This window comes from Fictibacillus fluitans (genome assembly GCF_030418125.1).
Lineage (GTDB): Bacteria > Bacillota > Bacilli > Bacillales > Fictibacillaceae > Fictibacillus_C > Fictibacillus_C fluitans.
Map to the genome: position 1 here is coordinate 240,961 of NZ_JAUHTR010000006.1, position 19,661 is coordinate 260,621.

The window sequence follows — 19,661 nt, forward strand, 5'->3', positions numbered from 1 at the left end:
AAACTGATACCTCCTATTCATCGCAACAAGTTACTCGTTTTCCTTGTGCTTCTAATTCTTCTATTCGATAATGTTGGCTGGGAAGTTCTTTAATAATTTGCAGTACAAATGAATAGTACGGGTAGGAAGTATTCAATGAATAGTAAATCCACTGGCCTTTTCTCCGTTCCTTCACAATCCCGCTGTCCCGTAGCTTTCTCAAATGCTGGCTGACGGCAGGCTGGCTCATGTCGAACAGGTCCACAAATTCGCATACGCAGCATTCATTCTCTGAAACGATTTTGACCATGGCCAGTCTGGTTTTATCCCCCAGAATCTTTAGAATGTTCGCTGCCGTTTGTAATTCAATGGTTTCATTGGTAATCATATCAGCACCTCCTCACTTCAACATCATTTACATCCATCATTGTATAAGTATATTCTTATATATGCAACCCTAAATTTATCCTTACGTTTAATCTTAACAAACCGTTAACAATTTATTAGTTCACCTGCCCAGCAATCTACATATAGTTATATGACTATGAATGAATAGGAGGTGTACAACAATTCCTTCAAGGACGATTCCCTTAGATAAGATGGCTCAGGCTTTAAAATTGCTGGGTGACCAAACTCGATTAACGATCATGGCTATTCTGAAGCACCGTGACTGTTGTGTTTGTGAACTGAATGAGGTGTTTGATATGAGCCAGCCGTCCATCAGCCAACATCTACGAAAACTGAAAGACAGCGGTTTGATTCAAGAAGAACGCCGAGGACGCTGGGTGTATTATTCGTTAATCAACCAAAGTGAGGCATCACCTTTAATTGATACACTGCTTGAACAGTTTCCTGATCAAGAAGAAAACGTTCGGAAGCTCAAAAAATCCAAGGTAACGCTCCACTGCGATTGTTAATTCCAACAAGAACGGGAGTTGTTCAAATGAAACGTTTGTCTTTTCTGGATCGATATTTAACGGTTTGGATTTTCACAGCGATGGCGTTAGGAATAGGCTTAGGAGCATTATTCCCCAAAGTTGTCGATGGACTAAATAAATGGCAGGTCGGTACAACATCCATTCCGCTTGCCGTCGGGCTCATTCTCATGATGTATCCTCCCCTTGCAAAAGTACGTTATGAAGAGATGGGGCGAGTCTTTCGAGATGTGAAAGTATTAGGGCTCTCCCTGATGCAAAACTGGATTATCGGCCCCATTCTTATGTTTGTTCTGGCTATTCTTCTCTTGCCAGATAAACCAGAATACATGGTGGGATTGATTCTCATCGGATTGGCTCGTTGCATTGCGATGGTGATTGTCTGGAATGATCTCGCAAACGGAGACCGAGATTACGCCGCAGGACTGGTGGCGTTTAATTCCGTATTTCAGATGGTGTTCTTCTCGGTTTACGCGTATGTCTTTGTTACCGTCATTCCGAAATGGCTGGGTTTAGAAGGAGCGGTTGTTGATATCACCATGGGCGAGGTAGCAAAGTCGGTCTTTATTTATCTTGGTATTCCATTTATCGCAGGTATGCTCACCCGCTTAACCCTCATAAAAACGAAAGATAGAACCTGGTATGAAACGAAATTCATCCCTAAAATCAGTCCCATTACACTGATCGCTTTACTCTTTACCATCATCGTCATGTTCTCCATTAAAGGAGATGCCATCTTAACCTTGCCATTCGACGTCGTTCGTATTGCGATACCGCTTCTGATTTACTTTGTTGTGATGTTTTTTGTTTCTTTCTATCTAGGAAAGAAGATCGGGGCGAACTACCCTGTTACAACAACCCTAGCGTTTACAGCAGGGAGCAACAACTTTGAACTGGCCATCGCCGTTGCCGTTGGGGTCTTTGGCATCCACTCTGGGGCAGCATTTGCTGCCGTTATTGGACCATTGGTGGAAGTGCCAGTGATGATTGCCTTGGTGAATGTCGCCTTTTGGTTCCAACGAAAGTATTTCAACCAATCAAAAGGGATGATGTAACAATGAAGAAAAGGGTATGGATTGGTCTGGTATTGATAGCTCTTCTTACTTTTTTTGTAATCATGGGCTATGTATCTTTTTACAACTAAAAGAGGCCTCTCCTATTTAGGAGGGGCCTCTCTTTATGCATCTTAGCAACAAGACAAGATGATGATGACTTTGTTATCTCAATCGTTTGAGTCTTTGGTGCACAACAAGCAGAATCCTTTGATTCCATGCTCTCTACGTCACTCTTCGTATAAAAGAACTCCCATTCGTTGCCGTCAGGATCAGTGACCCAGAATTTATCCTGAGTCGCGTAGCAGCACGTCACATCCATTTCCTCGCGGGCGAAAAATCCAAGTTTCTCTAAACGTCCTTTGTGTTTTAGGACCTCTTTTTCGTCTTCTACCTGAAATCCAAAGTGGCCGACCTGATTTCCTGACACTTCATCTTTAAGGTTTAACGTAAAGTTAAGACCTGGATCTTGTAGCAAAAACTTGGTGTAATCGGATTTTACTTTAACAGGGGAGGCGTCAAATACCTGTGAATAAAACTCAATGGATTTCTCTAAATTAGTAACATTCAAACCAATGTGTACGTTCATGTCTAATCCCTCCATATTAATCAATTTTTTTTGATTAAAAGAATTGACAACCTCCTGTCCTACGATATACGATAAATTTATCAAAACGAGGTGATGTACCATGCAAAAAGAAATTCCGCTTCAAGACGTCCAACAAGACAATGAATTTGAGAGGTATGAAAGCCAGTTTAAAGCGTTGGCCGATAAAAAGCGGCTTCACATTATGAATATCCTTACTCAACGAGGAAAGACTTGTGTTTGTGATCTGGCACCATTAATGGGAATGACGCAATCCAAACTGTCTTACCATTTAAAGATCCTTTGGGACGCTGGTATCATCCATAAGGAGACCAAGGGAACCAACAGCTATTACAGCATCAATACAAAAGAAATTAATCATTTACTTTCCCATGAGCTGTGCTGTATTTTTAAGCCCAGCTGCTAGTTTCATCTCTTTTTTTACGGTTTTAATCAATTTTTTTTGATTAATATATCAACTTTATTTGATGGAGGGGGATTTATTATGTTTAATGAATATGCCGTTTACCTTTGGGCAAAAGCTCGCCAGGAAAAAGTGGAAAGAAACGCTCGGGTGGCTTGGATGCATCAGAATCGAAAAAAAGACAGGAAAGCAAGGGAACGAGCGATTTCTAAACCATACTTAACACTGGACCCATGCTGCACGTGTGCATGCTAAGGAGGGAATGATATGACTGTCAATCGTGGGGGAGCTTTAGGAAAGGCGTATTTTATATCGTATTTGCAGTTAATCATGAATGCTCGGGACTGTTCTGTAATGGATGCTCAGGAAGTAGCGATGGATTTCTTCTTTCATGGAGATAAAACACGTTTTGGCACAGCGACCTTTGAACAGTTCACAGCGGCTTTCCGCGAGTTGTCCTGAATGATACTAACATCTAATCACATGGTGCATTAACAAATAAATAAACCCTCAAAATGGAGACCATTTTGAGGGTTTTGTTAAACAAGATTTTCAGTCCCTATGCTTATTTTGTCTCCTGAGGGTTCTTCACTATCTTTTTGTTGTTCTAGCTCAGCCTTCTCCTCTTCGTTTTCACCTTTCTTTTCTCCATGATCGTTTTCTTGTTCCCCAGACATTCGATCTCCCTGTTCAATATTTATTGGTAATTCTTTATTCTTAGCCTTATCAAAAAGATCATCAAAGGTTTTCTTAATTAAAAGGTGTATTTTTGTACTATTGTTTTCGGTTATCGAGCAGTGGTATTTTCCATCTTTGTATATGCCATCTTTCACTAGCTCTTCTGAATCATAATAAACATGGTAAACAGCTCTCAATTCTTCTTGGTACTGCTCAGCGTCTTCCTGTGTTAATTTATTTTCCTTCTTTAGGTAATCTAAAACTTCATCATAGCTCATTGGTGTTGGGTGATTATCTTTTATTTTTACCGAGAGGTCCTTAATTTCCTTCTTAAGCATGTATGATACTTGTTTTTGTAATTCATCAAATTTTTTATCAAGCAGAGTCTTAAAAACATTAAGGATTTCTACTGTGTTGTTTTCAGGATTTTCGGCCCCTGTTTCGTTCTTTGATTCCAGCGGAATTTCATATTGACCTGTATCATTGCTAATAAGTGAAGGTGGTGAATTGTCTTCCTTATTCTCATCGCTTATAGCTAATAAACTGCCTTTCTTACGGAGGTAATTTTCCGATGTCGGAGCTAGCACTGTATCTGCATATCTTTCAAAAACATAAACCATTTCCACAATCCCTGGTTTCTCTTCATCAATAAAATCGTACAAGTCATCTTCTTTGATCTTCCAGCCGTCTTTTCTTGTGGCCCTTTCTCCTTTGAGTCTCCCGTCTCGAATATAACCTGATACAAGCTGAAAATTATCAGTAATATAATGCTTTTTAAGTACCTTAAACGCCTCATGTACATTTAGTATTTTTTCCAAACGTTCTCCTCCATTTAGGTTTTTGGTACAAGTTTATGCCAAAAATAGAGTGTAAATGATTGAAGAAGAATATTTAAAACGCACTTTAATACCTATTCTTTACTGGAATAAAATCATCGAGCTAAATTAAAAATCAATTTTACGCTGTATCTTATTAACATTAAAAGAATTGACATCAATGATTACAGGGGCAAGTTTGATCTGTTATTTATGTAACTCCATGTTTAGTAGCAAATAATTGTAGTTCCATTTATTAAAAAGCGTTGTTTTAAAAAAACTTTTTCAATTAAAATTTATACAATAATCTTTAAGGGCAATGTTCGCTGGCTAACTTTTATTCTTTATTATTAATGTACGAAACATTACGGATTTACCTTAAACTGTATCTTTACTTTTTAAAATTGCCTTCCTTTTATTACACAAGAATAATCTGTGTACAAATTTAATTAGTTATTTTTTAAAGTCAATTAACGTTGGTATATCAATTAGATCCTAATAATACAAATAACCGAGAATTATATTGTTGATTCATAAAGAACCGAGGTGTCATTTTGCCTTTTATAGTATTTAATCTGCAACACAAAAAAACACTGTAAAACCATTGTAACTTGTACAACCCTTGATATAATAACCTCGGTCAGAGAACGAAAAGGGATCCCTTTTCAACTTTTAGCCGAGGCAAATAATTAGCTTGTACAAAAAACCGAGAAAACTTGGTATCAAAGATTATGAAAAAACACATAAATTTTTCCCCTCTTCGATTTTGATCAAGTACAAAAAACCCTTTGATGAAAATTGTCTTTTCTTTTTTTCAATCCTGGATAATCTTTGCTCCCTAACATAATTGTAGCTCAATAAGAAAGTTAGGTGGAAAATAAAAAGAGCAGATAAATTATCTGCTCTTTGGACTTTCTTTATATAGTTTGTGATGAAATGATTTAAGTTTTATATTTACCGTCCCAACGTCCATTACTCTACATTCCTCAACCAGAAGAAGAACCAGATTCCGATTGTCTATATGAGACCTCTCTTCCCAATTACCAGGCGAAAAATAACGAGTCATTCGGTTCCGAATTTCATTCTCCTGCAGCATGATGGCTGATAAACGGTCATACAATGCCTGTTTCTCCATTATTTCCTTTTGAAACTGATTTAGCTTTTGTTCACTATCTGACTTTGAAAGTAAGTACGCAAGCATTTCATCGTTTTGAGAAGAGGAGAGTATAAAATCCTCTTTAGTTGCATTATTTTCAAACCGCTTCAAGAGTTCAAGATTTTTTTGTTCACATCTGATCCATTCCTTTAACTCAGCAATCCTGATTTCCATGCTTTTCATATCCGAAATAAGCATATCTTTTACTTCTTGAACGGCATTTTCAATTGGTGCTTCCAACCGAAAAATCCATTCCATGATAAATTTGTGTAATTTATCAGCTGAAACCTTTTGTTTACACCCTTTGTTTCGGCAAATGTAGTAACGAGATCCATACGATGGTTTATCCACGTCATTTATTTGAGTCCTTTGGTCTTTCCCCCTCATTTCATTTCCACATTGGCACTTAATAATATCATTCAAGTAAAATGAGGTGCTAAGATACCTCGGACTCAAATCTCTGGTTTTCATAAACTTATTCCAACAATACCACCAATCATCCAGGCTGATAATTTCCTCTAAAGGTATCCCTTTACATTTAAACCATTTCCATTCATCAATTGGTGCGAACTGCTTTTTGTTGCTTTCATAACAATACCGATTGTACACAAAACAACCAGTATAGATTGGATTTATAATGATGTCTCTAACCCTTGAAGCAGACCATTTAGTCTTTTTCCCTGATAAATACTTGGCAATACTTGAACAAGTTTCCCCTTTTTTATAAAGAGAGAATATAATTTTCACCTTATTAATCTGGCCTGGAATGGGTATAAATTTTGTAACCTTCCCATCCTGGTCCTTTACTTTTTTAAAGCCATATGGTGACCTTCCCCCAATATACTGTTCTTTAGATAACAGTGATTTCAAGGCAGCTCTTGTACGAGCTGAAATGTTATCTGACTCCATCTTTGTTAATGCATCTTCAACCAAATTTTTGATAAAGTCTTCTGAATTATATAGCTCGCCGCGAGAAGCAATTATTATCGGGATACCTAACTTGTTGAGCATTTCCCGAATCTCAAAGTGTTCTTCTGTTTGCCTGGAAAGACGATCGCGGTCCGAAATTATGATGGCATCCAATTCCTTTTTTTCCGCGGCTATTAATAATTTGCTCAACTGATCGCGTTCCATGTAGGATCTCGAGTAGGCTGACATGGTATCCCTATAACGATAATCATCTGAAACCGATTTCTTATATTTTCCTAAGAACTCATCAACTTTTCCGATTTGCTGGGGAAGCTCTTCATTTTTTTCCCTTTGTTCTTTTGTAGAGACGCGGCCATAAAAACCAATGTTTTTAGCTGATGAAATAATTTCATCAACAGTTTGTAGTTTTCTCTTTTTTTTCATTTTTCACCTCTGCAACAAAGCATTTTAACTCTGTGATTTTCTTGTGGTAATATACTCGATTGACAAGGGTTAATAAATGTTTTTTATGAACCTCAGTAAAATCAATATCATCTAATACCTTCAGCATATCTTCTTTATTTAAGGATTGAACAAACTTAGAGGTGTGAAAATACAAAGACTCCAACTTCTCTGCCTCCAATGTCATGGCTTTATACTTTGAGACGGTTTCAGACAAGCGATTTCGGCTTTCAACCGAATCAGCGTTTAGGTGGATTTGAAACAACTCCTTAATTTCCTTTTCCACCTCTTGTATTTCCTTTTGTACGTGTTTAGCTTTATTGAAAAAGGGCTCGGCATATCTAACATCTAAATTTTTCAGAACCTTATTCCATTCATGCATTCCCCTATCCATAAGGTGGGTCCATACTTTTTGGAACACCTCAGAATTAACCGTGTTGATACGAGGGGCATTCTTACAATTTCCCGTTGAACATTTGTACGATTTTTTTGTTGCTACCATCGCTTTTCTGCATGTTCCACAGAATATAACTCCTAAAAGCAGAGGATCTGAAATCTCCTCCTCAAAACCCTCTTCTGTTAGCTTTTTTCGAAGGTTAGTAGGCAAATCCATTTTGTTAATGATATCGTTTGCTCGGTACCAGATCTCTTCTTCGCTTTCATCCAAGATTCGAAGGCTCTGCGTATTTGGAAGGTTTACTGGATATTCCTCTCCATCTAATCGTTGCAGCATTTTACCAATGTGAAGGCGTTGCGTGATAATATCATAAATTTGTTTGTTTTTTAGATCCTGTAACACTTTATTTTCTCTGATACTCTTACAAACTCGAGAAAAGTCACGACTCGCTAAAATGGCTTCTGGAAGAGAAATAACTGTTCGATAAACCTCTTTAACGATCTCCGCATTTTTAGTTATCACCTTTAAATTGCTACGATTTTCTTTAGAGAGTTTTTTATAATCGACCTTTTCTTTTCCATTTTTCTTTATCGGTTCATAAGCAAAAGGAACAGATCCAGCCATCCAGAATCCCTTCTTGATCAATGGGACTTTTGAATAAATCAACCTTTGTACAAGATTGTTAGCCTCATATTCACCAATCCCAGCCATGATCGCCTCAATGAACTCAGAAGCTGCCCCTTCAAACAATGGTGGCTCATTATCGGCTGTAAAGTGTAACTCCACTCCATGCTTTTTAAATAGTCTATAAATCTGAATGTATTGCTGCACATTCCTGGCCAGTCGATCACGTTTAAAAACCAATACCCGTCCAATTTTATTTGATTGGATATCATTTAATAGCCTATTGAGTACAGCCCGATCTTCAATCCTTGTTTTTCGAGCGGATCGCTTGCCCTCATTATAAGTTTCATGAATGATCCATTCATTATTTTTCGCGTACTCCAATGCCATATCTAACTGCATACTTGTTGAATGCGGTTGTTTATCAGTGTCCAGTGATTGTCTGACATAGATGACAGTCTTTTTCATCGATGACTGTTGACCTCCTTATCCAATTCATCTTTTATTTGATGAAAAATAATCGAAGCTAATACACCACCCCAGTCCCGTTCGAAATTTTGTTCAAAAACAAGCTCTAGCTTACCCAATTTGATTTCATGTTCACTAACTTTTCTATTGGAACGTCTCAACTTACTGTCCTCCATTCTAATCCTGATGTATTTTTAGAATGGTTGTTCCACTTAAAATTTATTCACAAAAATAAACAGTTATTTATAAATATGAACAAAACAGAAGTAAAACATCGCTTTTTCAATCTATGCACTAGGACAAACAGGCTAATCCCTTTTTGATATGACAAGTTTTTTAGCCCATTTTTTATATCAAGAAAATAAAATTTGTCATATTCGTGTCATCTATTCCCTTTACGGGGGCAGTGAGTTATTATTTAACAGGTTTGAATTGTGAAAAAAGGGAGATATGGGTGTTGAAGAAATTTTATTCCGTACTAATAATTGGGTGCTTAACAGCTGGGCTAATGGGATGTGGAAAACAAAGTCCTGAAGATGCGACAAACGGCTTTCTAAAATCATTTAGGGATGGTGATTTTAAGGAAGCGAGCACTTTTGTAACAGGCAACATTAATGATATTGGGAATAACGATAGTAAAGATGATAAGGAACTCAGCGAAAAAATGTTGAAGTCCATCTCCAAAAAATACGACTTTACTGATGTAAAAGAATTGTCCACGAGTGGTGATAAAGCGAAGGTCTCTGCAAAGATTACCTCAGCTGACGTAGGGACCGCCATGACGGAAGCATTGGCAAAAGTAATGCCAATCGCTTTTGCGTCCGCTTTTGATGAGTCCTCCAAGAAATCAGATAAAGCAATTGAAAACTTAATGGTGAAAACCGTAACTAAAAACCTAGAAGACAAAGATGTTCAAACGGTAACACGCACTGTGAAATTAAATCTTAAGAAAAATAAAGACGGGGACTACAAATTGGTTTCTGATAAACAGCTAGAGGAAGCAGTATTCGCAAACATGAAGGACATAAATGACCTCTTCGATGAAAAGTCAACTGATGCAGCAACTTCTGATGATGCATCAAATGATGATGAGGCACCTAAGCAGTCTTCAAAAGTGTTAACCAATATCGTGGAAAATAAAAAGTACACTATTAATCCGATCAATTTAAACATTGAACAAGTAGCACTTAAGCACACCTCAAATGTTCCTGAAGACGAACAAGAAAACATTTCTTTCGTCTCAGAAAAAGAAATCGGAAGTGATTTTAATTATCTTTACATCAAATACCTCGCTGAAAATACATCTGATAAGGATTATAACTTTACAGCCATTAAGGAAGCAGTTGTGTTTGCAGATGGGAAGCAAGAGCGTTTAGATGCAGAAGCAGGAACTGATTTCATCGATTATGATGAAGATAATGACGGTGTTTTTTACGGTAAAGTAAACAAAGAGGGAGAAGTTGGATTAGTCATTGATTCAGATCCTGAAAAAATTGATAAAGTCCGCCTCATTCTAGGATCAACTATGGAAGATAATGATGAATATGAAACCACTACCGATGAACAAACAGTGGAGTTTATGGTTAAACATTAATTACTTCTTTATTATTAACCCGCAAAAAAGCAATGATTAAATTGCAATAAAGAAGCACTAAGATTATTTAGTGCTTCTTTATTTGTAACTGACTTAAGTAGCAATTGCCCGTTGTGTAACGATGCAAAAACGTTTGAGCTATTTCTTGCACACAGTAGTCAATTCTTTAGGTTAGGTCCTAAATTCGGCTCTTATTCATTTATTAATACGTGGGGCAATATTGACCTACGTATGTAAAAAGCCACTCATGTGAGTGGCTTTTTCAAATATGCCTGAACTGACTAAAAAAATTAAACAAGAACCCCTTCAATTGATTTTGAAGATGTTTTATTACTGTTTTATTGCTTGTTCTGTATTTGGCAATTGAAAAATGCTATAAATGGCAGTATCTTTTATAAATGTAAATAGAGCCAAAATACGCGAGTAGCATATAAACTTGCATATTTTAGGCTCTTTAATTTTATTCCTTATTGTATTAAAGCACCCATTTGTTTAAGTACAATATTTCAATTTCTTGCTACATACTGTGTATACACAGATTTTCAAGTGTCATTTTGATAGTGCCTGTTTTAAGTTCCCGTATAGCTTAACATTAGAAAAATCCAAACTAAGTTCTGTTAAAGTTATAGCCATATTGGGTGCTATTCCGGTGATAACAACTTCTATGCCTTGCATTTTCAACGCATGAATTAAGTCAGACAACAATATACCGAGTTCATAATCAAAATTTAAAACTCCAGAAAAGTCTATTATCAATTTTTGAACATGTTGTAGAGATGTTTGTCGTAATGTATGATGCAGTAGATTATTCATGCGTGATGGCGAAAATTTTCCCACCAGTGGCATAACAGCATGAGTATCATTAATACAAACTACAGGGGCGGTGACATCATCCAGTTCTCGGTCCATCAAAAATTGAGCGATTTCCGCTTGGTCGTTGAACTTCTGTGTCGTCATTCGAATCGCTTCATCAAAAGCAAAGATAATATTTTCATAAATCTCCAGCCCTTGTTCCATTTCGCTTTTGTCAATGATTTGCGACTGTCGCAAAAATTTGAGCAATGACAACCGAAATGAGCTAAGTACAGCAACAGTCTGTTTTAATAGAACTCCATTGTCGAAGAAGTAGTTCAGAGAATCATACCCCGTCTCATTTTCTGTGGTTTCCTCTTTGCTTATCAACATGCTTTTGGATACTCTGTCCAATAGCAAATGTAACATCTCAAAATGAATATCCAGGTCCTGGTTTGTAAATGTAATTTTCATGTCTTCTAATGTTTTTGGAAGCAATGTGTTGACAAGTTCCCTTTGATGAACATTTAAGTAATGTGCAACCTTATTTTGAAGCCTCTCCATAAAGATCACCCCTTGGTAGTTAACTCCATGCTATGTATAAATTCTATGTAACAAAAAAGATTCCTGCTTTTTCAACTAACCTGCCCCGTTAGTACAGTAAGCATCGCTTCACAAATATGAATAAATATTAATGTTATACAGGTTTACCCTTAAGTAACGATTCATAAAAATTAATAAACATACTGCCAAAACATACATCAGTTAATTGCCGGAAACACTTGTTCAATAATTAAATAATAATAAGCCTGGGAGCAATATCCGCTCTAATTACTTTCTTCCTGTATTTTGGACTAAGATGCGATATGTGCAACCAAACGCAAGTTGTGTTCGATCAGTTTGCTTCTTGCCTCCTGGTCTCCCTCGGCCATCCGTTTTAAGTATTCTTTCTCCTCGTTTTCGGAGAGGGGCTGCGGAAACGCATTGTTTTTCACATACGAGACAAACAGCATGACTTCTTTGAAAAAGCACCCTAATACAACAGCAACCCGGACATTCAGACACCTCCCGCGGTTTTTTCGTACTCTTATCTGTATGCCGGGCTGGGCTTGTTAGGTGTCTGTACCAATGGGGAATGATTGCTTCATTTAAATTTAAGATGATATCTGGAATTGTTCGAGGAAATGATATGTATTTTAAAACCCCTTAAGAAACCTTATTATAATCATTGAGAGTAGTCATTTAACAGTTTTCATAGTCTTATATATGGTTTATTTTTGCGTATTCACAACTTCCTCACATGTGCAGTTTATAGTAAAAATGCATGTACATTTACAAAAAATATAAGGAGGAAGTTGAGAAGATGAAACAAAAGAAGAGCTTACTGTTCATTTTGCCCGTTTTATGCCTGATGGTTGCTGCCATTTGGTGGGGTAATCATTCCCTGTACAGTCCTGAAAGTACAGCAGAAGCGAAAGAAAAACCCGCGGAGGTGGTTAGTCCAGATGTTCCAAAAGCAAAATACATTAGTAAAGGCGGGATAAAGACATTTAAGTTAACCGCTGAGCCTGTTAAACAGGAAGTATCAAAAGGAATCTATATGAAGGCTTGGGGTTATAACGGCGGAACCCCTGGCCCCACTATTGTAGTAAATCAAGGTGATAAAATTCGTGTAGAGGTTAAAAATAATCTGAAGGAACCAACAAGCGTTCACTGGCATGGCTTAATTGTTCCTAATAAGATGGATGGCGTTCCCGCTGTGGAAGACAGTTCTAAGATCATGCCAGGCAAAAGTTTTACGTACGAATTCAAAATAAAGCAAGCAGGAACTTTCATGTATCATTCCCACGTCAATGTTGAAAAGCAAGAGATGATGGGATTAGGCGGTATGCTCGTATCTTTGCCGAAAAATAACAAACAAAAAATAGACCGAGATTATACCTTGCTCACCCAAGAATGGAAACTGGAGAAACCTAAATCTAAGATGGACATGAATATGGGGACAAAGGATAAGTCTGAAGGTGAAGTTACTCAAGGAACCTACGAGGTAAAACCAGAAGCCATGATGTGGAACGTTTTTACATTCAATGGAAAGCAGCTGCCTGACACCACTCCATTAAAGGTGAAAAAAGGAGAACGAGTAAAAATACGCTTAGGTAACCTTAGCATGGAAAGCCATCCCATTCACCTGCACGGCCATAATGCCACAGTAATTGCAAAGGATGGTGTTCCTTTAAAAAACTCCGCTCAGTATCTAGTCAACACAGTCAATATTGCTCCTGGTGAGACTTATGATATTGCATTTACCGCAGACAATACTGGAACTTGGCCATTGCATTGCCACTTGCCACATCATACAGCAGGAAAAGGTCAAAAAGAAGGCGGGATGTTTACTACTCTCAAATACATGAACGAATAATCAATATAAAAGAGCTGACAGATCTTTGTCAGCTCTTTTTTAGATTTGAGGAGTGGGAGTAGGATTCGCATACCCTTCTTGATACATATTATCAATCTTTTTCCTGATTTCCTTTATCGACATACCCTGGTTAATATCTTTTACCGATTGAGCTGCAATTTGTAAACATACATCGCATTTGGTTCCATGATCGTCCCATACAATGGATCCGCCATTTTTATTTTCATGTACAAAACAGTCGTAATTGTTTTTATGGTTAACTGATTCACCGCAACCGCAATAACACGGAATTTTTTCCAGCAACTCTTTATTTTTTGCGGCCGCCTGGTAAATCTCTTGGATTTCTTTTGGTTTATCCGTTAGAAAAGCGGGTAAAACATCTACTTTTGCTGTTTCCTCACGGATGTCTCCTGCACCCGTTGATGCATATTGACTATGTGGCTCTGAAGTTGCACTTGGCTTATCCTTTTCATTTGAACAAGCTGCTAATAAAAATAACGATACGATTAAAACAAGAGATATCTGTTTCATTCGTTTAATCCCCCCTTTATGAAGTGTTCTAATCCCCCTATTATACCAAAAAACACACATAGATAATTTCATTCTAAGGGATACTTATGTAGAAGTTATGAAGTTTCATTAATTTTTTCAAATGCGTTTATCACCGCTAAATTGAGGATAAACAAGCACTGAACTTCTCAAAAAACAAGGAGGAATTTACCATGTCCCACGAGCAATTTAAAGAATGTATCGAGGAATGCCTATCTTGTATGCAAGTATGTAACCATTGCTTTAATGCCTGTTTACAAGAAGACGATGTAAAAATGATGGCGGAATGCATCCGTTTGGACCGCGAATGTGCTGATATCTGTGCCTATGCGGCAGATGCGATGTCCAGAAACAGCCCGTTTGCCTCACAAATTTGCCAGCTATGTGCTGAGATTTGCGAAGCGTGCGGCAATGAATGTAAAAAACATGATCACGACCATTGTCAACAATGTGCCGAAGCATGCCTCCGATGTGCCGAGGTTTGCCGTAAAATGGTGAGTTAAAAGGAGCGAGCAATGTTTCACTATACCGTAGAAACCGACCAAACCATTGATGAAGCCGTGAACACATTAGAAAAAAACTTAAAGGAAGAAAAATTCGGAGTGCTTTGGCAGCTGGACCTTCCTGCAAAATTGCAGGAAAAAGGGGTTGAGGATTATACCACACCTTATCGTGTACTTGAAGTTTGCAATCCACAAGAAGCAGCCAGAGTATTAAACCTAAATGAATTAGTCGGGTATTTTCTTCCCTGTAAAATCACCGTTTATGAGAGTGACGGGAAAACCAAGATTGGGCTTCCCAAGCCAACCATGATGGTTGATTTTATTGAAGATGAAGAATTGAAAAGCATTGCTAAGAATATCGAATCCACGCTTATCAATGTTTTAGACAAAAGTAAGTAAAGAGGAACCTCCGCTGCTAACAGCGGAGGTTTTTTCTAGGATAAAGGTAATGTTATATATACCGCAGTCCCTTTCTCTGGGACGCTCTCAATCCAAATTCGCCCTTCATGAGCCTCAACTAATTGTTTAGCTATGGCAAGTCCTATACCGCTTCCACCATATCTTCGGTTCCTGGATTTCTCCGTTCGGTAAAACCGTTCGAACACTTTTTGAGCCTCTTCATCCGATATTCCAATCCCTGTATCTGTAATGATAATTTGAGCCTTTGAATCTAATTTCTTTGTAGCCACTGTCACGGTTCCCCCTGCTGGCGTAAACTTTAGTGCATTTGAAAGTAAATTGATAAAAACCTGCATCATTCGTTTTTTATCCAATGGCAATTGGATGTCAGCATTGGAGGATGAAAGCATCACTCCCTTTTGCACATAGGATTCTTTAATGGGATTTAAACTTTGCTGGATCACATTACCTAGATCCTCTTGCTCCTTTTCTAAAACAAAGCCAGGTGCCTCAAACGTTGTTAATTGTTCCAGATCCTCCACTAAAGAAATCAGACGTTCAATTTCTTCCCCAAAGGAATGTAGGCGTTCTGGAGTTGCTTCAAATATCCCATCTTCGATGGCTTCTATATGACTTTTAAGCGTGGCCAAAGGGGTCCGCAATTCATGGGCAATATCGCTGGTCATGTTTTGACGAGCTATTTCCTGGTTCTCAAGCTGGGAAGCCAACTCATTTAGAGAAAGTCCCAACTCTTGCAGCTCATCATGTCCCTGGGTTTTCACACGCGTCTTAAGATCTCCCTTTGCCATTTCTTCAGCTACCTTTCTCATATTCACAAGAGGCTTTGATAACTTTTTGGCAACGATGTAACTAAGGAAACAAACCAATAAAAAGACACCAACCGATGTCCATAAAATTGATCCTAAAACAGCTCTTTCAAAATGCAGGGTAAGAGGCTGAATGGCACGGAAATTGGGAGCATCCATTTGGAACATCTTAAAGTGATAGTGAACTTCCAACAGGATAACCAAGCTCGCCACAGTAAAAATCAAAGTGGCTGCAAGGATAAATATAAGGGTAAGGCGGGCATGTAAACCTTTGATTTTCATTTGGGCTCACCTTTAAATTTGTAGCCGACACCAAATACGGTTTGAATGTATTTTGGCTGCTTGGGATTGGTTTCAATCTTCTGGCGAAGGTTCTTGATATGTTGATCTATGGTTCGAGATTCTCCTTCATAATTAAAGCCTAATACTTTTTCCACGAGCTCTTCCCTTGAGAACGTGCGGTTAGGGTGTCTTGCAAAGACCAATAACGCTTTATATTCTATCTTTGTTAAATTTACTGGCGATTGGTTGACAAACACTTCTTGAGAATTCGCATCAATGGCCAACTTTCCACCCTCATAAGAAATTTGATCTGCAAGCAGATCATTTTCATTAACACGTCTCAGAATGGCTTTTACTCGCATCACTAATTCTCTGGGACTAAACGGTTTAAGCATGTAATCATCAGCTCCTAATGACAAACCGTTTATCCTTTCGTTTTCCTTCACTTTTGCGGTGAGCATCAAAATGGGAACCCCAGCCTCCTGACGAATAGAAGTGCAAACCTCTTCTCCACTCATATCCGGTAACATCAAATCCAGAATGACAAAATCAATATGGTTATTCTTCATATGACGCAAGGCTTCTTGTCCTGTCGATGCTTCGATTGTTTTATATCCATTCTTTCTCAAATAAGTAGAGATTACCTCTAGAATCTTTTCTTCATCGTCGATAATTAATATTGTTTTAGCCAAATTAATCTCTCCTCATTTTACCTTTTTGGCTTATTATACCTGAAATTTTTTATCGGAAACTTGTTTTCCACATTTTCATAAGTTCTTCACAACCTCAGGTTACAATTGAATTCAACCTGCAAAAGAATGGAAGAATAGTACCAGAAACGATTTAAAAAGGAGGACTATTTGTGAACCACCATGAACATAACCATGAACATCATGAGCACCATCATGAACATGAAACAAATAAACACAGCAATCATGATCACTCTCATCATCACGGCCATATGGTGGAAGATTTTAAAAAACGGTTTTGGATTTCCATTCTAATTACAATACCTATTCTTATTTTGTCTCCAATGATTCAAATGTTTTTAAATGTAAACTGGCGTTTTTCCTACGACCTTTACATTTTGTTTTTCCTTTCCACTGTTATCTTTTTCTACGGTGGATGGCCGTTTCTTACGGGTGCCGTTCAGGAATTGAAAAATAGAGCACCTGGTATGATGACCTTAATCGGATTAGCAGTTGTTGTAGCCTATGTGTATAGTTCTTTATCTGTATTTGGTTTGAGTGAAAGTAACTTTTTCTGGGAACTAGCCACTCTGATTGATATTATGCTTTTAGGTCATTGGATTGAAATGCGGTCAGTAATGGGGGCTTCACGTGCACTTGAGGAATTGGTCAAGTTGATGCCAACCGAAGCCCATCTTATACAAGAAGACGCTACGACAATGGATGTTTCCTTAGAAGACGTATCCAATGGTGATAAACTTCTTGTGAAACCAGGTGAAAAGATTCCAGTCGATGGAGAGATCATTGAAGGATCCTCTACCATTAACGAATCGATGCTTACAGGAGAATCGGTTCCTGTCCATAAAAAGACGCGTGACCAAGTCATCGGAGGTTCGATCAACGGAGAAGGCTCCTTAACCATTTCCGTTCAAAAAACAGGTGATGATACTTACTTGTCTCAAGTTATCACTTTGGTAAAAGAAGCCCAGGAATCGAAATCAAAAACCCAGGATTTGTCCAATCGAGCAGCAAAATGGCTTTTCTATATTGCTCTTGTTGCTGGCTTATTGACCTTACTCATCTGGTTACTCTTGGGCTATTCCTTCTCCTATGCCTTAGAACGAATGGTTACTGTAATGGTCATTTCTTGCCCTCATGCGTTAGGGCTTGCTGTTCCGTTAGTGATTGCCGTTTCTACTGCCTTGTCGGCCAAAAAAGGGTTACTCATTCGGGACAGAACACAATTTGAAGGAGCAAAAGATATCAATGCGGTAGTATTTGATAAAACAGGCACATTAACAGAAGGGAGGTTCGGGGTGACCGATCTTGCTGTAATCAATGGAATGGATGAGAATGAAGTACTTTCCATCGCGGCCTCTGTTGAGTCGCAATCAGAACATCCCATCGCCCTTGGCATCGTTAAAGAAGGAAAGAAACGAGGATTATCACTGAACAAGGTAAGTGATTTCCAATCCATGACTGGAGCAGGTTTAAAAGCGGTGGTCGATAATCAAGAGGTCATGGTCGTCAGCCCTGGTTATATGCAACAAAATAAAATTGATTATGACCAGGACCAATTCAAAACATGGGCAAGCCAAGGAAAAACCGTTGTGTTTGTCATTATTGATAACCAGTTAGGCGGAATGATTGGATTAGCCGATATTGTACGTGATACTGCCAAGGAAGCGGTCCATTCGTTAAAAGAAATGGGTATAGAATCCATCATGATTACGGGTGATAATCGTCAGGTAGCAAACTATGTAGGCAACGAACTCGGGATAGATCAAATCTATGCTGAAGTGCTTCCACATCAAAAGTCAGACCGTATCGATGAGATTAAAGCAAAGGGACAGAAAGTCGCTATGACAGGCGATGGTGTAAATGACGCTCCTGCCCTTGCAAAAGCTGATTTAGGAATTGCCATCGGTGCTGGAACCGATGTGGCCGTGGAAACAGCGGATGTCGTCCTTGTAAAGAGTAACCCTCTGGATGTGGTAAATGTAGTGCAGCTGTCGAAAGCGACCTACAAAAAAATGATCCAGAATCTATGGTGGGCAGCGGGATATAATATCCTCGCCATTCCTTTGGCAGCAGGCATTTTATTTCCACTTGGGATTGTTTTATCCCCTGCGGTCGGTGCCGTATTGATGTCATTAAGTACGGTTATTGTTGCTATCAATGCCAAGTTGTTAAAAGCATAATTAAAACGGAAATTTCATCTTCATGAAATTTCCGTTTTTTTCTCTTATTCAGGTTGAAGTTCGCTTTCGGTTACCCATTTATGATTTTTAACTTTCTCGCCACCTGTTGTAGGTGTGTAATCAACCATATAGACCGTTGTCTTTTCAGACGATTCAATAACGGCCGAAGCTCCTTTCATTCCTTTCATATGGTCCGCATTCAATTTGACTTTATCGCCTTGTTTAAGTTCTTTGTTCCCTGCATCCTGAATTTCCTCTTGAATGACCCACTTATGATTTTTCACGGGTTTTCCACCTGTTGTTGGTGTATAAGTAACCACATAAGCGGTGGTATCAAAAGCACCAACAATTTTTGCTTTTGCTCCGTTCATGCCTTTCATGTGATTCGCTTTAATAATGGCTTGGCTTCCGACTTCATACTTAGGGTTCTCTGCTTTCTTCAGCTCTTTTGGTACCTCGCCTGAACCTGAATGCTTCATAGCATCATGATTCATGCCTTCGTCTTTCATTTCATGTTTGTCCATGTTTTTATCGCCATTGTCATTTGAACAAGCTGCCAGCGATAGCGACAACGCAAGTAATGAAGTTGCAAAAATGTTGTTTTTCAATCTCATGTTGTTTGCCTCCTAAACTTTATCTTACTAATCCATCTTTATCTTTCACTTTCATTTCATGTGATTATACAAAAAAGTTATGAAGAAGTTGTGAAGAAAAAGGTCTTTCTTTATATATTTTCAATTTATTTAGTGGGAATAGTTGTCCAATCAAATAATAAACAATTTGGGAGTAAAATTGGCTTTAATCACTTTCTTCCTGTTTTTGTGACTGAGGTCCAGTTGAAATGAGTGTTGAATAACATATGTATTCATTGCACTTTTTTGATATTGCTTTATGTTCATATTGTCTTCACGATATGTGCAA

Annotated in this window: 20 protein-coding genes and 1 pseudogene; 10 read left to right on the top strand and 11 right to left on the bottom strand. The window is 38.1% G+C overall.

The window, feature by feature from the left end:
* Positions 1-13: 13 nt before the first annotated feature.
* Positions 14-367: an ArsR/SmtB family transcription factor gene (locus tag QYB97_RS13510; RefSeq protein WP_301166525.1), complete on the bottom strand. Its 354-nt coding sequence runs from the start codon at positions 365-367 to the stop codon at positions 14-16.
* 181 nt (positions 368-548) lie between these two features.
* On the opposite strand from QYB97_RS13510, the gene QYB97_RS13515 reads away from it, so the two are divergent.
* Together QYB97_RS13515 and arsB are read left to right on the top strand one after the other, a co-directional pair.
* Positions 549-896 (top strand): ArsR/SmtB family transcription factor, encoded by a 348-nt coding sequence (locus QYB97_RS13515; RefSeq protein ID WP_425589804.1) that lies wholly within the window; start codon positions 549-551, stop codon positions 894-896.
* A gap of 26 nt (positions 897-922) precedes the next feature.
* Positions 923-1,969 carry an ACR3 family arsenite efflux transporter gene (arsB, locus tag QYB97_RS13520; protein WP_301166526.1) on the top strand — a complete coding sequence of 349 codons (1,047 nt, stop codon included), beginning with the start codon at positions 923-925 and terminating at the stop codon, positions 1,967-1,969.
* A gap of 85 nt (positions 1,970-2,054) precedes the next feature.
* Here arsB and QYB97_RS13525 read toward each other — a convergent pair whose 3' ends face one another.
* Positions 2,055-2,555, bottom strand: a complete 501-nt coding sequence (locus QYB97_RS13525; protein WP_301166527.1) for an ArsI/CadI family heavy metal resistance metalloenzyme — start codon at positions 2,553-2,555, stop codon at positions 2,055-2,057.
* Between the two features lie 100 nt (positions 2,556-2,655).
* Between QYB97_RS13525 and QYB97_RS13530 the strand changes: the two genes are divergently transcribed.
* The 3 genes from QYB97_RS13530 to QYB97_RS13540 all read left to right on the top strand — a co-directional run bounded on the left by QYB97_RS13530 (position 2,656) and on the right by QYB97_RS13540 (position 3,438).
* The gene (locus QYB97_RS13530) at positions 2,656-2,979 is read left to right on the top strand and encodes an ArsR/SmtB family transcription factor (protein ID WP_301166528.1); all 324 of its coding nucleotides are present in this window, start codon (positions 2,656-2,658) and stop codon (positions 2,977-2,979) included.
* Positions 2,980-3,057: 78 nt separating this feature from the next.
* Positions 3,058-3,231: a hypothetical protein gene (locus tag QYB97_RS13535; protein WP_301166529.1), complete on the top strand. Its 174-nt coding sequence runs from the start codon at positions 3,058-3,060 to the stop codon at positions 3,229-3,231.
* A 12-nt stretch (positions 3,232-3,243) separates the two neighbouring features.
* Complete coding sequence (locus tag QYB97_RS13540; RefSeq protein WP_301166530.1) at positions 3,244-3,438, top strand: hypothetical protein; 195 nt, start codon at positions 3,244-3,246, stop codon at positions 3,436-3,438.
* Positions 3,439-3,515: 77 nt separating this feature from the next.
* Here the strand turns inward: QYB97_RS13540 and QYB97_RS13545 are convergent, their stop codons facing one another.
* From QYB97_RS13545 to QYB97_RS13555, 3 genes are all read right to left on the bottom strand, one after another.
* Positions 3,516-4,472: a hypothetical protein gene (locus QYB97_RS13545; RefSeq protein WP_301166531.1), complete on the bottom strand. Its 957-nt coding sequence runs from the start codon at positions 4,470-4,472 to the stop codon at positions 3,516-3,518.
* An 892-nt stretch (positions 4,473-5,364) separates the two neighbouring features.
* Positions 5,365-6,978: a recombinase family protein gene (locus tag QYB97_RS13550; protein WP_301166532.1), complete on the bottom strand. Its 1,614-nt coding sequence runs from the start codon at positions 6,976-6,978 to the stop codon at positions 5,365-5,367.
* The gene (locus tag QYB97_RS13555; protein ID WP_301166533.1) at positions 6,947-8,485 is read right to left on the bottom strand and encodes a recombinase family protein; all 1,539 of its coding nucleotides are present in this window, start codon (positions 8,483-8,485) and stop codon (positions 6,947-6,949) included. The genes QYB97_RS13550 and QYB97_RS13555 overlap by 32 nt, the downstream gene beginning before the upstream one ends.
* Positions 8,486-8,942: 457 nt before the next feature.
* Between QYB97_RS13555 and QYB97_RS13560 the strand changes: the two genes are divergently transcribed.
* On the top strand, positions 8,943-10,079 hold the full coding sequence (locus tag QYB97_RS13560) for a hypothetical protein (RefSeq protein WP_301166534.1): 1,137 nt from the start codon (positions 8,943-8,945) through the stop codon (positions 10,077-10,079).
* 549 nt (positions 10,080-10,628) lie between these two features.
* Here QYB97_RS13560 and QYB97_RS13565 read toward each other — a convergent pair.
* On the bottom strand, positions 10,629-11,435 hold the full coding sequence (locus QYB97_RS13565; RefSeq protein ID WP_301166535.1) for an STAS domain-containing protein: 807 nt from the start codon (positions 11,433-11,435) through the stop codon (positions 10,629-10,631).
* Positions 11,436-11,734: 299 nt separating this feature from the next.
* A pseudogene (locus QYB97_RS13570) lies at positions 11,735-11,928 on the bottom strand (RNA polymerase subunit sigma-70); the annotation flags it as partial.
* Positions 11,929-12,234: 306 nt separating this feature from the next.
* Here QYB97_RS13570 and QYB97_RS13575 point away from each other — a divergent pair.
* Entirely contained in the window at positions 12,235-13,290 is a 1,056-nt protein-coding gene (locus QYB97_RS13575) for a multicopper oxidase family protein (RefSeq protein ID WP_301166536.1), read from the top strand.
* Between the two features lie 39 nt (positions 13,291-13,329).
* On the opposite strand, the gene QYB97_RS13580 is transcribed toward QYB97_RS13575, so the two are convergent.
* Positions 13,330-13,821 (bottom strand): PCYCGC motif-containing (lipo)protein, encoded by a 492-nt coding sequence (locus QYB97_RS13580; RefSeq protein WP_301166537.1) that lies wholly within the window; start codon positions 13,819-13,821, stop codon positions 13,330-13,332.
* Positions 13,822-14,012: 191 nt separating this feature from the next.
* Here QYB97_RS13580 and QYB97_RS13585 point away from each other — a divergent pair, with 191 nt between their 5' ends.
* Together QYB97_RS13585 and QYB97_RS13590 are read left to right on the top strand one after the other, a co-directional pair.
* Positions 14,013-14,342, top strand: coding sequence for a four-helix bundle copper-binding protein (locus QYB97_RS13585; protein WP_301166538.1), 330 nt, complete (start codon positions 14,013-14,015; stop codon positions 14,340-14,342).
* 12 nt (positions 14,343-14,354) lie between these two features.
* A complete protein-coding gene (locus tag QYB97_RS13590) occupies positions 14,355-14,741 on the top strand; it encodes a DUF302 domain-containing protein (protein ID WP_301166539.1) in 387 nt (128 codons plus the stop codon).
* Between the two features lie 35 nt (positions 14,742-14,776).
* Here QYB97_RS13590 and QYB97_RS13595 read toward each other — a convergent pair whose 3' ends face one another.
* The gene (locus QYB97_RS13595) at positions 14,777-15,850 is read right to left on the bottom strand and encodes a HAMP domain-containing sensor histidine kinase (RefSeq protein WP_301166540.1); all 1,074 of its coding nucleotides are present in this window, start codon (positions 15,848-15,850) and stop codon (positions 14,777-14,779) included.
* The gene (locus QYB97_RS13600; protein ID WP_301166541.1) at positions 15,847-16,542 is read right to left on the bottom strand and encodes a response regulator transcription factor; all 696 of its coding nucleotides are present in this window, start codon (positions 16,540-16,542) and stop codon (positions 15,847-15,849) included. The genes QYB97_RS13595 and QYB97_RS13600 overlap by 4 nt, the downstream gene beginning before the upstream one ends.
* Positions 16,543-16,712: 170 nt before the next feature.
* Between QYB97_RS13600 and QYB97_RS13605 the strand changes: the two genes are divergently transcribed.
* Positions 16,713-18,740 (top strand): copper-translocating P-type ATPase, encoded by a 2,028-nt coding sequence (locus QYB97_RS13605; RefSeq protein WP_301166542.1) that lies wholly within the window; start codon positions 16,713-16,715, stop codon positions 18,738-18,740.
* 44 nt (positions 18,741-18,784) lie between these two features.
* On the opposite strand, the gene QYB97_RS13610 is transcribed toward QYB97_RS13605, so the two are convergent.
* Entirely contained in the window at positions 18,785-19,354 is a 570-nt protein-coding gene (locus QYB97_RS13610; RefSeq protein ID WP_301166543.1) for a YdhK family protein, read from the bottom strand.
* Positions 19,355-19,661 lie beyond the last annotated feature (307 nt).

What these genes read in the sequence shown, in the direction of transcription:
- QYB97_RS13510 (WP_301166525.1), bottom strand. Translation starts at nt 367, where the DNA reads ATGATTACCAATGAAACCATTGAATTACAAACGGCAGCGAACATTCTA.
- arsB (WP_301166526.1), top strand. Translation starts at nt 923, where the DNA reads ATGAAACGTTTGTCTTTTCTGGATCGATATTTAACGGTTTGGATTTTC.
- QYB97_RS13525 (WP_301166527.1), bottom strand. Translation starts at nt 2,555, where the DNA reads ATGAACGTACACATTGGTTTGAATGTTACTAATTTAGAGAAATCCATT.
- QYB97_RS13530 (WP_301166528.1), top strand. Translation starts at nt 2,656, where the DNA reads ATGCAAAAAGAAATTCCGCTTCAAGACGTCCAACAAGACAATGAATTT.
- QYB97_RS13535 (WP_301166529.1), top strand. Translation starts at nt 3,058, where the DNA reads ATGTTTAATGAATATGCCGTTTACCTTTGGGCAAAAGCTCGCCAGGAA.
- QYB97_RS13540 (WP_301166530.1), top strand. Translation starts at nt 3,244, where the DNA reads ATGACTGTCAATCGTGGGGGAGCTTTAGGAAAGGCGTATTTTATATCG.
- QYB97_RS13550 (WP_301166532.1), bottom strand. Translation starts at nt 6,978, where the DNA reads ATGAAAAAAAAGAGAAAACTACAAACTGTTGATGAAATTATTTCATCA.
- QYB97_RS13555 (WP_301166533.1), bottom strand. Translation starts at nt 8,485, where the DNA reads ATGAAAAAGACTGTCATCTATGTCAGACAATCACTGGACACTGATAAA.
- QYB97_RS13565 (WP_301166535.1), bottom strand. Translation starts at nt 11,435, where the DNA reads ATGGAGAGGCTTCAAAATAAGGTTGCACATTACTTAAATGTTCATCAA.
- QYB97_RS13575 (WP_301166536.1), top strand. Translation starts at nt 12,235, where the DNA reads ATGAAACAAAAGAAGAGCTTACTGTTCATTTTGCCCGTTTTATGCCTG.
- QYB97_RS13580 (WP_301166537.1), bottom strand. Translation starts at nt 13,821, where the DNA reads ATGAAACAGATATCTCTTGTTTTAATCGTATCGTTATTTTTATTAGCA.
- QYB97_RS13585 (WP_301166538.1), top strand. Translation starts at nt 14,013, where the DNA reads ATGTCCCACGAGCAATTTAAAGAATGTATCGAGGAATGCCTATCTTGT.
- QYB97_RS13590 (WP_301166539.1), top strand. Translation starts at nt 14,355, where the DNA reads ATGTTTCACTATACCGTAGAAACCGACCAAACCATTGATGAAGCCGTG.
- QYB97_RS13595 (WP_301166540.1), bottom strand. Translation starts at nt 15,850, where the DNA reads ATGAAAATCAAAGGTTTACATGCCCGCCTTACCCTTATATTTATCCTT.
- QYB97_RS13610 (WP_301166543.1), bottom strand. Translation starts at nt 19,354, where the DNA reads ATGAGATTGAAAAACAACATTTTTGCAACTTCATTACTTGCGTTGTCG.